At 46.4% G+C, this 12,617-nt stretch carries 13 protein-coding genes; 1 reads left to right on the top strand and 12 read right to left on the bottom strand.

What is annotated here, in order from left to right; genetic code table 11:
• Nucleotides 1–152 precede the first annotated feature (152 nt).
• From ACE3K2_RS24785 to ACE3K2_RS24775, 3 genes are all read right to left on the bottom strand, one after another.
• Nucleotides 153–422, bottom strand: a complete 270-nt coding sequence (locus ACE3K2_RS24785) for a CD3324 family protein (protein WP_421896271.1) — start codon at nt 420–422, stop codon at nt 153–155.
• 269 nt (nt 423–691) lie between these two features.
• The gene (locus ACE3K2_RS24780) at nt 692–1,618 is read right to left on the bottom strand and encodes an oxidoreductase (protein WP_421896268.1); all 927 of its coding nucleotides are present in this window, start codon (nt 1,616–1,618) and stop codon (nt 692–694) included.
• Between the two features lie 59 nt (nt 1,619–1,677).
• Nucleotides 1,678–2,586, bottom strand: a complete 909-nt coding sequence (locus ACE3K2_RS24775; RefSeq protein WP_421896265.1) for a helix-turn-helix transcriptional regulator — start codon at nt 2,584–2,586, stop codon at nt 1,678–1,680.
• A gap of 69 nt (nt 2,587–2,655) precedes the next feature.
• Here ACE3K2_RS24775 and ACE3K2_RS24770 point away from each other — a divergent pair, with 69 nt between their 5' ends.
• Nucleotides 2,656–3,222 (top strand): dihydrofolate reductase family protein, encoded by a 567-nt coding sequence (locus tag ACE3K2_RS24770; protein ID WP_421896262.1) that lies wholly within the window; start codon nt 2,656–2,658, stop codon nt 3,220–3,222.
• A gap of 116 nt (nt 3,223–3,338) precedes the next feature.
• Here ACE3K2_RS24770 and ACE3K2_RS24765 read toward each other — a convergent pair whose 3' ends face one another.
• From ACE3K2_RS24765 to ACE3K2_RS24725, 9 genes are all read right to left on the bottom strand, one after another.
• Nucleotides 3,339–4,463, bottom strand: coding sequence for an SGNH/GDSL hydrolase family protein (locus ACE3K2_RS24765; RefSeq protein WP_421896259.1), 1,125 nt, complete (start codon nt 4,461–4,463; stop codon nt 3,339–3,341).
• Between the two features lie 178 nt (nt 4,464–4,641).
• Nucleotides 4,642–5,583: an ABC transporter substrate-binding protein gene (locus ACE3K2_RS24760; protein ID WP_421896256.1), complete on the bottom strand. Its 942-nt coding sequence runs from the start codon at nt 5,581–5,583 to the stop codon at nt 4,642–4,644.
• A gap of 24 nt (nt 5,584–5,607) precedes the next feature.
• Nucleotides 5,608–6,633, bottom strand: coding sequence for a FecCD family ABC transporter permease (locus tag ACE3K2_RS24755; protein WP_421896253.1), 1,026 nt, complete (start codon nt 6,631–6,633; stop codon nt 5,608–5,610).
• A complete protein-coding gene (locus ACE3K2_RS24750; protein ID WP_421896250.1) occupies nt 6,630–7,640 on the bottom strand; it encodes a FecCD family ABC transporter permease in 1,011 nt (336 codons plus the stop codon). The genes ACE3K2_RS24755 and ACE3K2_RS24750 overlap by 4 nt, the downstream gene beginning before the upstream one ends.
• Before the next feature lie 231 nt (nt 7,641–7,871).
• Entirely contained in the window at nt 7,872–8,594 is a 723-nt protein-coding gene (locus ACE3K2_RS24745; RefSeq protein ID WP_421896247.1) for an amino acid ABC transporter ATP-binding protein, read from the bottom strand.
• Complete coding sequence (locus tag ACE3K2_RS24740) at nt 8,591–9,247, bottom strand: amino acid ABC transporter permease (RefSeq protein ID WP_249913114.1); 657 nt, start codon at nt 9,245–9,247, stop codon at nt 8,591–8,593. The genes ACE3K2_RS24745 and ACE3K2_RS24740 overlap by 4 nt, the downstream gene beginning before the upstream one ends.
• Nucleotides 9,248–9,264: 17 nt before the next feature.
• Nucleotides 9,265–10,062: a transporter substrate-binding domain-containing protein gene (locus ACE3K2_RS24735; RefSeq protein ID WP_421896244.1), complete on the bottom strand. Its 798-nt coding sequence runs from the start codon at nt 10,060–10,062 to the stop codon at nt 9,265–9,267.
• 330 nt (nt 10,063–10,392) lie between these two features.
• Complete coding sequence (locus ACE3K2_RS24730) at nt 10,393–11,286, bottom strand: response regulator (RefSeq protein WP_421896241.1); 894 nt, start codon at nt 11,284–11,286, stop codon at nt 10,393–10,395.
• On the bottom strand, nt 11,258–12,577 hold the full coding sequence (locus ACE3K2_RS24725; protein ID WP_421896238.1) for an ATP-binding protein: 1,320 nt from the start codon (nt 12,575–12,577) through the stop codon (nt 11,258–11,260). The genes ACE3K2_RS24730 and ACE3K2_RS24725 overlap by 29 nt, the downstream gene beginning before the upstream one ends.
• Nucleotides 12,578–12,617 lie beyond the last annotated feature (40 nt).

Here is a 12,617-nt window from a genome sequence, read left to right as displayed (position 1 = left end):
AATCTAGTTAAAGAACACTCTTCGGGTATCCTTTGTCCGTCATATGAATTGTACGCTCAGCTATAGCACTCGAATATGTAATAAATCTTTATTAATCATTCTCTACATACGAAAAAGCCACATTCGATGGCTCGAACGTGGCTTCTATAGTTTCATCCCTTTTTGCCATATACAATTTTCTTGATGCTATCCACGGATAAACAGTATTGCTCTGCAAGCTGATCAATGGTTGTACCTGCGGTGAACAGCTTGCGAATCTCGTTGTTCCGTTCCTGCACAAGCATTCTGCCACCCGAGTTCTCGCCCCACTTCTTATGGGCATCCTTGGGCCTCGGAATATAGATTAAGCCACCAGGGATATGACGCTGTATTTCTCTAAGCAATTCTTCCGGGAAGATTGTATCCGCATTAATATATTTCACGTTGCTCCACTCCTTAAATTTAAGATCTTTAAGGCAGCAGAGTCTTACGATGAACACATTGAATATGCACTACAATGGATGGCGGAAATGAATTTCAGGCTCTATGCAAACAACCGCCGTTGTTCATCACATGGACTCTGCATAGAGCGGGTCGTGAAACTTCTTATGAATCGAATCATGGTAGCCCCCCATTCAATCATTCATATTTATGCTAAAGTATTTTTAACTATCCATACCATAATAAGGAATATTTCTCTGAATGGCAAAATCTACGCGTCAAATTGGTAGTACACTCCTGTTAATTCTTCTGAAACGCTCCACAGCTTGTTTGAAATGTGAGCATCATATAATTTTTCGATAATCTTGGCGCTCTTGGGATAGCCCCTAGTGCCGCCAATACCGCCAGGAGCAATATACTCTCCTCCCGTAATCGTCGGATCTGTTGCAGCATATAAGGTAGGTAATGCCCCCATATGTGCAGGTTGACTTATGATTTTCAGAAGACTGCGCATGAATATACTAGCCTGTTTCCCCGAACCGAAGGAAAATAGATTGGTATGCGAGATTCCTGGATGAACGGCGATACTCATCGAATCAATGTGAGCGGCATTAAACTTATTCTGCAGTTCTCTCGCAAACATCAGATTGGCCAGCTTGCTTTGACTGTAGAACTTCATGGGAGCATATTCTTTGGAGCCATCCAAATTATTAAAATCTATTGCACCATTACCAGCTGCCAAACTGCTTACAGTAACTATCCTCGATTTCGGAGTAGAAATCAATCGCGGCATTAGCAGGCCCGTAAGCGCAAAATGGCCCAGATGATTACTGCCAAACTGCAATTCAAAGCCATCCTTCGTCAATTGGAATGGAGGATTCATAATTCCTGCATTATTAACGAGAATGGACAAGGAATCGTACTGCTCAAGAAAATCGGCTGCAAACTTACGAATACTAGCCAAATCACTAAGGTCAAGCTGCATAACGCTTACCTCTCCAGCGACATGGACAGACGACTTTATCTGATAAGCTGCCTTTTCACCTTTATCCAAATTGCGAACGGCAAGGATAACTTTCGCGCCTTTTTCAGCTAACGCCAATGCCGTTTCATACCCTAACCCACCGTTCGAACCTGTCACAATCACTACTTTATTGGATACAGTCGGGATGGTTTCTTTCGTCCACACTGTGCTCATGTCTCTACACATCTCTCTTGTCTTTTTCTTAATAACCAATTATCGAGTGTATGCAGCCTTTATCCCCTGTCATACTGGCTTGTGCTCCGTTCGAGCAACTCTCTAACCTGTTGCTTCAATTCAGGGGGCGAGATCACTTTCACTTCCGGACCATAGGAGAGTAATTTTCGCGCTGTAAAAGAAAACTCCTCCGGCGGAACAAGTCCGCGCCACTCATGGCCTTGAACCGACTTGAACAACACATCTGACGCAGCAATCCTCGCTCCAAATTCCGTGAAATGCAGCACCACTTCTACGCTTTCTCTGTCTTCTTTGGCATCTAGCCATGCCTTCAGGCTCGGAACAGATTCATCCGTTGAATCCATAACAACCAACCGCTGCATACGATCCACACGGTACAACAATACGCGATCCTTTTTCCCGGCTGGCATGTACCAATTCCCCTGCTCATAGTAGATGCCATAGGGAAAGACCCTGACTGTTTTACGACCACTACGGGCATGATATATAAACTGAATTTCTCTCTTTTCTACCGCTGCATCCAATATCCCGGTTGTTAAAGGCTCTGCATGCTCACCAGGATACTGGACAAAGGTGATATGTTCTCTCATTCGCATAATCAGGTCCTGTACATCCGCAGGCAAAGTGGAAAAATACTGTTCAGCCAGATGTCCACGCATGGAACCGTGTGGAAAATCCGGGACTTGCTGTAGATATTCCAGCATCATAAATAGCCCTAATGCCTCCTGCTGCGTCAGTTGAAGAGGTGGCAAAATCCGATTGGGCAACACCCGATATCCCCCGTTCACACCAACTTCGGTGTACAAGGGAAAGCCCAGTGCCTGCAATGCATCCAAATCTCGCTGAATCGTTCGAACCGATACGTCAAACCGTTCTGCCAACTCCCGGGCTGTAAACTTCTGTCTGGAATCCATCAGACGCATGATGGCCAGCTTCCGATTATTCATGAATTCAACACCCTAACTACGTCATCTTTTGTCATAGTTAGAGTGTATCATACATTGTAGAAGGGAGCGATGAATATGAAAGATAACAAAACAATCTTGTACATTGCAATGAGTTTGGATGGATATATCGCAAGACTAGACGGTTCGGTAGATTGGTTGTTTGATGTGGAGGGTGACGGTGGAGACAACGGGTATGCTGACTTTTATCAAACGGTCGGTAGCGTCGTTATGGGACGTAATACGTATGAAGAGGTGCTCACACTTTCTGAAGAATTCCCCTATGCGGATCGGCCAACGTATGTGCTGTCTCGCTCGGAACAACCGCCCGCTCCACATGTACAGTTTACAACCGAGACGGTAGATACGCTCATCCCTCGATTAAAGCAGAATTCTGATGGAGATGTGTGGATTGTGGGTGGAGGCATACTGGTTGAAGCTGTGTTGGCCCAAAAATTACTGGATAAGATTGAAGTCGCCATTATTCCGAAAGTTCTTGGTGAAGGCATCCCCTTATTCCCAACAGGCACTGTACCAAGTCAATTCAAAATGATCCGAACCCAGACGCTCGGACAGATCATCTCGATTCGTTATAAGGTACAGAACAATGATACAGAGGACACACCCTTGAATATCTAAATCATGTGGAAAAGGAACAGACCACTTCTATGATGAACGGCCCCATACAGTGAAACATATCTAACCATTGGGGTACCGTTCATGAAAGAGTGGTCTTTCCATGACCCTATTTCAGGCTATCCTAGCATGCCTCGTACATATTCCGCCAAATCCTCTGCCGTTCTGCGGTGAGATAACTCGCCTGGATGAGTGCGCGCCCCTACCGTCTCTTCGGTTGTATCAGGAAGCTGGATAACTGTAACCTTGCGATCTCCTGTCGTTTTCGTATACGTATTAACCGCACGGTAGATGGCAGGCATCATCGGAAAACCAAGCATGCCATACGCCCATACGAGATGTGCTTCCGGATTGTTTTTTCGAAGTTTGAACAGGAACTGCTCCACCGCTTTCTCAAAAGCAGCCAAATCCTCTTCATGATACGTACCATCTTCGTTCAGCCGCTGCTTGTACACCTTGCCCGTGTCGGGATCTGTCCACTCAGGTGACTGAAATGCACCCCCATCATTGCTGCCCAGATTCACAACGACCACATCCGGCTGCCACGAAGCAAAATCATGCTCATCTCCTGCGCCGAGCGCTTTGTTACGTTCACCGGCAAGCAAGCCGCAGACCTGTTCGTACACATCGGGGATATTGCCCTTCGGATTGTTATCCCAGCTGGTCAGCACACCCCATCCGCTCTGCGAGATGACCCGGTATTCTGCATTCAGTGCTTCTGCTGTCATATACGTATAATTATGTATGGCGCTGAACCACATCGGAATCCAATCTTCCTCCGTTTTAGCCCCAATTGCACCTTCGCCAGATGTAATGCTGTCACCGATGAATTCGATCTTGTACGGTTTTTGCTGCACAGGCAGGAACGCTCCATCGGATTTCACCGCATGAATCTGCAAAGAGCAACCCGGGTCACCACTCATCGCTTGAACATCCTTAACGATCCGAACATTCTTCACCACATCCGCGTTCATCCCCCGGAATACACAGACCCAGTACCTTCCCGCCGTTAACATCTGTCTGCTCACCGGAACACCATTGATCAGAATGCTAATCCATGACTCATACATGGCATACTGTGACTCCAACTCAACCCATAGTTCGGCACCCTGTACATTAAGTTCAACTGCACTTCCCGTCCAAAATAATGTCAACGGCGCCAGCTCTCCAGTTGTTCTGCCATGCACTTTGAGATTTTCAATCTCAGGCAGAGCATATACCTTTAAACTCTCATTAGATATCACGGTGCAAACCTCCCATATAGTCATATCAAAGTAATACCTGTGATTAGGGAATACCTTACATGTATGTTCTCTAAACACTCCGTTTCCCTTCCATGAATGCAGAAAAGTCAGAACATTCCCATTCAGACATAAGAAGACCCCGTGCTAATCGAATAGCCACAGGGGTTTCCAACTGATCTTATTGGGACAAAATTCGCTCCAAATCTTCCAGCGCCAGCTTGTTGCCCGAAGCGGAATAATCAAGCCATGGTTGTTCTGTAATCACATACACTTTATTATTCTGAACGGCCTTAAGACCCATCCAGATCGGATCAGACTTCAGTTGTTCAAAAACTCCTTCACTACCTTCATCTACGGAAGAAACCAGTACAAATATGGCATCTGCGTCGAAGTCCGGCAACACTTCTTTGGAGATATTCTCCCAGTTCTTTGTGATGGCTTCAACTCCTTTGGCTGGAGTTAAAGCCAGATCCTCGAACAGAATTGGTCCTAACGGACGTTCCATGCCGTATACGCGCAAGCCTTTGGCTGAGATTCGGACTGCCATGACCTTTCCGTCTCCTATGACCTGTTTGGCCAATGCAGATACTTCCTTTGCTTTGGCATCATACGATGCGATAAATTGCTCTGCCGTTTCTTCACGGTCAACGATCTTCGATATGTTACGGAGTTGATCCTTCCATGAACCTTCATCCAAATTGATTACATGCGTTGTTGCAATTTTCTCCAGCTTCTCCAAGCCCAATTTCTCTGCAAACTCTGCATCAATAAAGATCTCATCTGGCTGCAGACCAATCAAAGCCTCCATATCCGGGTCTTTGGTGAAGCCCAGATACTCAATATTCTGATACCGCGCCTCGGTGATGGGCAGATAATCACTCGTTGTTGTACCATCCGGTTTAATTCCCAGAGCCATCAGATCTCCTGTCAGGAAAATGGAGATAGAAGCCACCTTTTTGTCATAAGTTTTTTCTGTACTTCCGGTTGAATCCGCCGTTTCCATGGTTTCTGTTTTTGCAGTTGCATCCTCGTTCAATTGTGGTGCAGCTTCATTCGACCCGCAGGCCGCCAGAATAAATACCATACACAAACTCATCATTATAGCTGTTACATTTTTCATTTTATTTTTTCCTCTCGGCATATTCTAGTTGGTTTTATTGGATTTTCGGAGTAAATATAAAAAATAGGGAGCACCTACAGCAGCCACTACAATTCCCGCAGGAATTGCTTTGGGGTCAAAAACAGCACGCGTTACCGTATCCGCTACAACAAGAATCAACATACCTAGCAGAGCCGAAATCGGGATAAGGTACTGAAACGCAGGGCCTACCAGCCTACGTGCCATATGCGGGGCCACCAGCCCGATAAATCCAATACCTCCAGCCATAGATACACTTACTGAGGAGAGCGCAACGGCAATACATAAAATCTGGATTCGCTCTCTCTCCACTGGCGTACCAATACTAACTGCAGATGAATCCTCAAGCGCCAGAGCATTTAAGCTTCTACTCTTGGCCCAAGCCAGTGGTATGAGCAAAATCATCCAGGGTAGCATGGCATAAACGTTAATCCAGTCTCTTCCCCAAATGTTCCCTAGCAGCCAACTTGCAGTAAACGAATACGTCTTTTCATCCAGTTGCAAAGATAAATAAAGACTTGCTGCATTAAATCCTGCCGCTACAGCAATCCCGATCAGAATTAAACGAGCGGGTATGAATCCCTTTTGCCGATCCCATACGAACAGAATGATAAGGGCTGCCGCCAGTACCCCTCCCACAAAAGTAAACATGGGAATCATAAGTACGGGAAGGGTATTTAATGACTGAAAAAAGGTTACATAGATTAACAAACCAAAGGACGCTCCAGCGTGAATCCCGAGAATCCCTGGGTCTGCCAAGGCATTACGGGTGATACCTTGCAGCATAGCCCCTGCAATACCGAGCCCCATTCCTGCAAGCATTGTAATAAATATACGAGGTAAACGATAATCAAAGAGCACCATGTGATGCATATCCGTACCTTTACCCAGCAGTGTCAGAACGAGATCAGGTAGTGCAATCTGCATTGAGCCTGTACTCAGTCCAATCGCAATGGAGGCAAATACGATAAAGACCAGAATTCCCCCTGTTAAAAGCGTACGTTGGTACCGATTATTTGCTTTGTTTTTCATAAATTCCGCTGTTCCTTTCGCGCAACATAGAGGAAGAAAGGTACACCGATCAGGGCGACAATAACACCAACGGCCAGTTCCTTCGGAGGATCAGCAACTCTTGCGCCAAAGTCAGCCAGAACAAGCAATACACTTCCCAGCACCGCCGAAAGCGGAATAACATATGTATAATTCACCCCTACAAGCTTTCTTGCAATATGCGGAATAACCAGTCCCACAAAGGCAATTGAACCTACAGCTGAAACGGATACTCCAGCCAATACTAATGCAATCGTGATGGCATACAAACGAACTCTTGTTATGCGGATGCCCAGATTGGATGCAACCTCTTCGCCCAAGGCCATAACCGAAATGGATCTGCCCAAGGTTATGGAGAGAATTATCGCAATCAGAATAACCGGCAACACGATACGAAGCTGCTCCCACGCTACCCCAGCTACCCCGCCAGCATACCAGAACGCCAGATCCTGACTGAGTTCAAAATAAATCGCAATCCCTGAAGTTAACGAATGCAGCAAGGCCGCAACAACGGTACCTGCTAAAGTCAGCTTCATAGGTGTTAATCCACCCGGAGAACCGGAACCCAATAGATAGATGAGCAGCGTGCTTAGAACAGCACCCGTGAACGACAGTAACATTAACACAGAGAACGGAAGTTGCGGTAAAAAGACAAAGCTTAGCGCAACCACAAACATGGCACCCGCATTGATTCCAAGCACACCAACATCAGCAAGAGGATTACGGGTAACTCCCTGCATCAGAGCACCTGCTACGGCAAATGCGGCTCCAACCACAGCGGCAGCGAGCACTCGGGGCAGACGAATTACCTGAATGATCTGATGGGTACTCAGACTACGGTTATAGTTAAAGACTGCATCCCACACAGTATGGAGGGTTAACGATTTTGCGCCCATAGAAATTGCTATGAACATGGAGAATAACAATAACACACTTGCTGAAAGTAGGATCAGCGTGAAACGAAGAGGAGTTCCTGTTTGCTTCTTCACTCGGATGTCTCATTTCTCATTGATAATCATTTTCAATTAATGAATTTTAACCTACCTGTTCTATGAAGTCAAGCAAAATGACCTTTTCCCCCTATCTCAGCAGGCCCCGCTCCTTCAATTCGCGAAAAATCCCCTGCAAGCAAACCACGTTTAAGTCCATCACAATAGATGTGCTAAAACCAACGTCTGCCCATAGGGGATTCTTCAAGTTCTTATGTTGTTCCAATATCGTTATAAAACCTTACCCAGAAACGCCTTGGTCCGCTCATGCCGGGTATTCTGAAAGAGTTCTTCAGGCGTGCCTTCTTCTACAATATATCCGCCGTCCATAAAGATCACTCTGTCCGCCACTTCACGGGCGAAGCCCATCTCATGCGTAACCACAATCATCGTAATCCCCTCATGAGCGAGGTCCTTCATGACTTGCAGTACTTCTCCAACCATCTCCGGGTCCAATGCAGACGTAGGTTCATCAAACAACATCACACTGGGGTTCATGGCGAGTGCACGTGCGATGGCTACACGCTGTTGTTGGCCACCTGACAACTGCTCGGGATAAGCATCCCTCTTCTGAGACAGCCCGACCTTGCCGAGCAGTTCCATTGACTTTTTCTCATTCTCGGCCTTATTCAGTTTCTTGATATGCTTCGGCGCGAGCATGATATTCTCCAACACAGTCAGATGCGGGAAAAGGTTGAACTGCTGGAACACCATGCCCACATTGGTTCGCAGCTGATCGATATCCGTCTTGGGCGAAGTCACCTCGACACCGCCGATGATCACCTTTCCAGATGTCACACCCTCCAGCAGATTGAGACAGCGTAAAAACGTACTTTTACCTGACCCGGAAGGTCCGATGACACATACGACTTCTTTCTCCTGAATCGTTGTTGAGATATCCTTCAATACCTCATTGGCACCAAACTGCTTTTTCAGATTCTCTACGGTAATCATCGGATTGCATACCTCCTCTCAATGAACCGGGAAGCCCGGGACAACAGCACAATGATGATCAGATAGAATATGCCCACCACACCCCAGATTTCGAATGCCCGGAAGTTGGAGGAAATAATAATCTCCCCGCTCTGCGTTAATTCTGCGATACCGATCGCAGACAACAGCGATGTATCCTTAATCGTAATAATGAATTGGTTCACAAAGGTAGGGATCATGCGCCGCGTTGCTTGAGGCAATACGACCAGTCTCATCGTCTGAAAACGAGATAAGCCCAGGGATCGTGCCGCCTCATGCTGCCCGTTGCTAATGGAATTAATACCCGCTCGGAAAATCTCCGAGATGTAGGCTCCGGCATTCAGACTAATCGCAATAATACCTGCGGTCATCGCCGGAATGCGCATATCCAGGAACACCGGTAGTCCGAAGTAGATAAAATATACCTGCACCAGAAGGGGTGTACCACGGATGATATCCACGTAAAGTGTGGCTACCAGCCGTAACAATCGATTCAAGGAAGTACTCATCAGACCTGAGATCAATCCGATCACCATCGCAATGATGAGCGAGATCACGACTAGTTTCAACGTCACGACTGTACCCTCTAACAGAAGAGGCAGTGCGTCTATTATGACTTGCAAGGAGGAGTCCATCCGTACCACATTCCCTTCTATTTAGCCGCTTCTCCCAGATACTTGCTGACAATCTCGTCGTACTTTCCGTTTTCCTGCAATTTCTTCAGTCCATCATTGATCTTCTTCTGCAACTCGGCATCACCTTTGGCAACAGCAATACCATAGAAGTCACCGTTCAATCGGTCTCCAACAATGTTGAGCTTCGCGTTAGGATCAATGGCAATCTTATAGGAGATGACCGGGAAATCCTCCAGCGTAGCATCTGCGTTTTTGTTCGCGACTTCCTGATACATCGATGGACTGTCATCAAAATATTTCACGGTCGCACCATAGGTTTTTGCATATTCATCTGCAAGATTGGCACCTGAGGTTCCTTTTTTAATCGCAATCGTTTTTCCTTTTAAATCTTGAGGACTTTGGATGTCCGTGTTATCTTCATGTACGATTAAGGACAGACCGGCCTGATAGTACGGGTCCGAGAAGTCCACAACTTTTTTACGTTCGTCCGTAATGCTAATGCCTGCAATGGCTCCGTCCAACTGATTTGCCGTAATGGCAGGAATAATGCCTTTGAAGTCCATCGGTTTGATCTCTACTTCGAAGCCCTCTTCTTCCGCAATCGCGTTCATGAGGTCAATATCGATCCCTACATATTTGCCGTCCTTCTGGAACTCAAAAGGGGGATACGTTGCATCGGTACCAAATGTGTATTTCTCAACAGCTGAACCACTTGCCGACTGAGCACTATTCTCTTCACCCGATTTCGCTGCACCGCAGGCACTAAGTGTTAGAGCAAGAACGGACGCCATTACAATGGATGCTACCTTTTTCATAGAAAAACCCCTTTTCCGAATTAGATTGGGATCGACCGAATCGACCATTTGTATTTATATACGTATTCTAGTTTGCTCCCTACGCCAACCTACATGATCCTACATAAAATAATTACAATTGATGAAAATTAAATTAACATATAATGATTTTTGATCGATAAAAGGGCATAAAATGCTAATAAAACATCCGTTTTGATTAATTTATGTCATGTTATATGACAAATTACAGTGTGGAAACACAAAAAAACCGAACACCCATGAACTGTTGCTTCCGGGAATTCGGCTTTTGGTTAAGAGATGGAATATCTCAACTATCAATTATTCAGCTATTCAGTTATTCATCTTTTCCATCGTCTCCATATAGAACACATGCAGAAACTTTTTGATATTAACCTTGCCTTTGTCGCCTGCCTGATCTTCTTCCATCGCTCTCATCTTCATTCGAACATCCTGGAAGTCGAAGTAGAGGGGGGCATAATGCTCAAACTTGTGGTTGCTATAGTCGGTGAGTCCAATCGAGGCCATGTTCGTTAACGCGGCAATTACCGTTCTACGGATGCGTTGTTCCATCGCCTTGCTCTCTTTCTCCACGTCCTTGGGTGTAGACTTGTATGTCCGGGCCACCGCTTCATACGACTCCTTCAATGGCGGCCACTCTCCGGCGCGCTTCTGATCAATCGCATACTCCATAAGCGCCACAATATCCTTGCTGCCACTTTCCCCGATAATCCCCAGATCCATCAGAATGCTTCTCGCCGCATCCCGTACCGTACGACCTTGGACAGGGGCTTGGGCTTCCACCAGATTCAATCGGGCCATCGACTGCTTGATCTCCAGGACGTAGCGTTCATACTTCCACTGTTCATTCACTTTGCTGAGCACATGCTCCACTTCCACCCGATTAATCGGTTTATGAATAAAGAATTCAATCCCGTTCTGGTAGGCCGCTCCGACCATCTCTTTGTTCTCCACCTGAGAGATCATGATGAATTTGCCGGTATATCCGCTGTGCTTTAGTTTCGCAACCGTCTCAATTCCGTCCTGATCCGGCATCAGCAGATCAATCAGCACCACATCGGGGCGCAGATCCATGATCATCCGCGCTCCTTCTATGCCGCCCTCTGCCATGCCTGCAAGCTCGCCGATTCCACAGGATTCAATGATATCATGCAGCATGCTTCGGCTTACCACATCATCATCCACGATCATGATAGAAAGTGTCATCGGCATCGCCCCCCTTGATTAGATTCATTTTGGGAATAGTTATAGCAAATAGAGTACCTTTCGCTCCCGGAGGTGCAGATTCAACCTTGATGCTTCCCTCCAACGACTGGACGATATCACGTACATGGGACAGACCAATACCTGTTGCGGCAATGCCGACTTCATTAAACTTCGTTGTGTAGCCCGGTTCGAAGATCACATCCCGTTTGGCTTCGGGTATGCCTTTCCCAGTATCCATCACGACCAAATGCACGTCATCTTCCTGCTCATACACACGAATTCGGACCGTCCCATCATGCTCAATCGCCTCTACCGCATTGGCAATCAGGTTGTTCATTACCGTTAGAAGAGGAATGTAATACGGAGACTCACAATCATACTGTTGCTCGATGTCGATCTCCACCTGCTTATGCAACATTTCGCTATATTTTCGGTTGGCTTTGCTGGCAAAGTTCAGCACTTCGGACAAGCTCATGTTGACCGCTTTTTCGTTATCATACAATTTCAGCAGACCCGCGAGAATACGCTGTGAATCCTTCTTCACTTCATGAATCTGCTGTGCAATGCCCAGTGTACGCTGACTGTATTGGTTCATGTCCTGCTCCCGGAGATCTCGATATAGATCATAGCTGTCTGCCGTAATACCTTCGATGGTATTCATTGCTTTCTTCAGGTAAAAGACTTCACCATACAGACCCGAGTTCACACTCAGCATCTGCTCCATCCGCTTCTCCTGCTCTGCATGTAAGAGCCGCATCTGTCTCACTGCAAAGCTGTTGTAGAGCCCAATCACAAAGTAACTTCGCAGGCCGCCCACCACAAGCAGATACAACCATTCCTTCATATAAAAGATATTGGTCCCGCTTAACATGCCGCGAAGAAGCAGCTCCACAAGATTAGAGGAGAAATCGATACATGTAATCAGCCCGCCGAGCAAAAGAGGCTGCATTTCATGGAATCGATGCTTGAACTTGCTAAGCCCATAGGCAAAGACCACATAATACACGCCTGCCCCCAGGTTGTCCCGCATGCTTTCCAGTATGGAGACGGTCTGTACATGACTGATGAGATCTGCCGACTGAAACAGGAAACTTGCGATACCTGTCAGGATTCCTGTCTTCACATAAGACAGGTGTGGCATGATCATCAGCAGAAATAAAAGAATGCTGACCCCCAGCCCGATTCGGAAGTAATCTTCCCGGAACGGATTTATCTTGAATTGTGCCCCTACCGCTGTGGCAAAGGCAATGGCCGTCATCTGCACATTCTCATTTTTAACCCAATTGCGCATTGATCTCTTCACCCACTATACCAACGTTTAGCGCTCAATG

Origin of the sequence: Paenibacillus sp. (assembly GCF_048976745.1) — a bacterium.
GTDB lineage: Bacteria > Bacillota > Bacilli > Paenibacillales > Paenibacillaceae > Paenibacillus.
Note: the sequence above shows the minus strand (reverse complement) of the source record. Positions and strands in the feature narration are given on the sequence as shown.

Excerpts from the sequence above, each read along its gene's own strand:
- ACE3K2_RS24735 (WP_421896244.1), bottom strand. The coding sequence starts at position 10,062 with ATGAAAAAGGTAGCATCCATTGTAATGGCGTCCGTTCTTGCTCTAACA.
- ACE3K2_RS24760 (WP_421896256.1), bottom strand. The coding sequence starts at position 5,583 with ATGAAAAATGTAACAGCTATAATGATGAGTTTGTGTATGGTATTTATT.
- ACE3K2_RS24770 (WP_421896262.1), top strand. The coding sequence starts at position 2,656 with ATGAATATGAAAGATAACAAAACAATCTTGTACATTGCAATGAGTTTG.
- ACE3K2_RS24780 (WP_421896268.1), bottom strand. The coding sequence starts at position 1,618 with ATGAGCACAGTGTGGACGAAAGAAACCATCCCGACTGTATCCAATAAA.
- ACE3K2_RS24725 (WP_421896238.1), bottom strand. The coding sequence starts at position 12,577 with ATGCGCAATTGGGTTAAAAATGAGAATGTGCAGATGACGGCCATTGCC.
- ACE3K2_RS24755 (WP_421896253.1), bottom strand. The coding sequence starts at position 6,633 with ATGAAAAACAAAGCAAATAATCGGTACCAACGTACGCTTTTAACAGGG.
- ACE3K2_RS24740 (WP_249913114.1), bottom strand. The coding sequence starts at position 9,247 with ATGGACTCCTCCTTGCAAGTCATAATAGACGCACTGCCTCTTCTGTTA.
- ACE3K2_RS24775 (WP_421896265.1), bottom strand. The coding sequence starts at position 2,586 with ATGAATAATCGGAAGCTGGCCATCATGCGTCTGATGGATTCCAGACAG.
- ACE3K2_RS24730 (WP_421896241.1), bottom strand. The coding sequence starts at position 11,286 with ATGACACTTTCTATCATGATCGTGGATGATGATGTGGTAAGCCGAAGC.
- ACE3K2_RS24745 (WP_421896247.1), bottom strand. The coding sequence starts at position 8,594 with ATGATTACCGTAGAGAATCTGAAAAAGCAGTTTGGTGCCAATGAGGTA.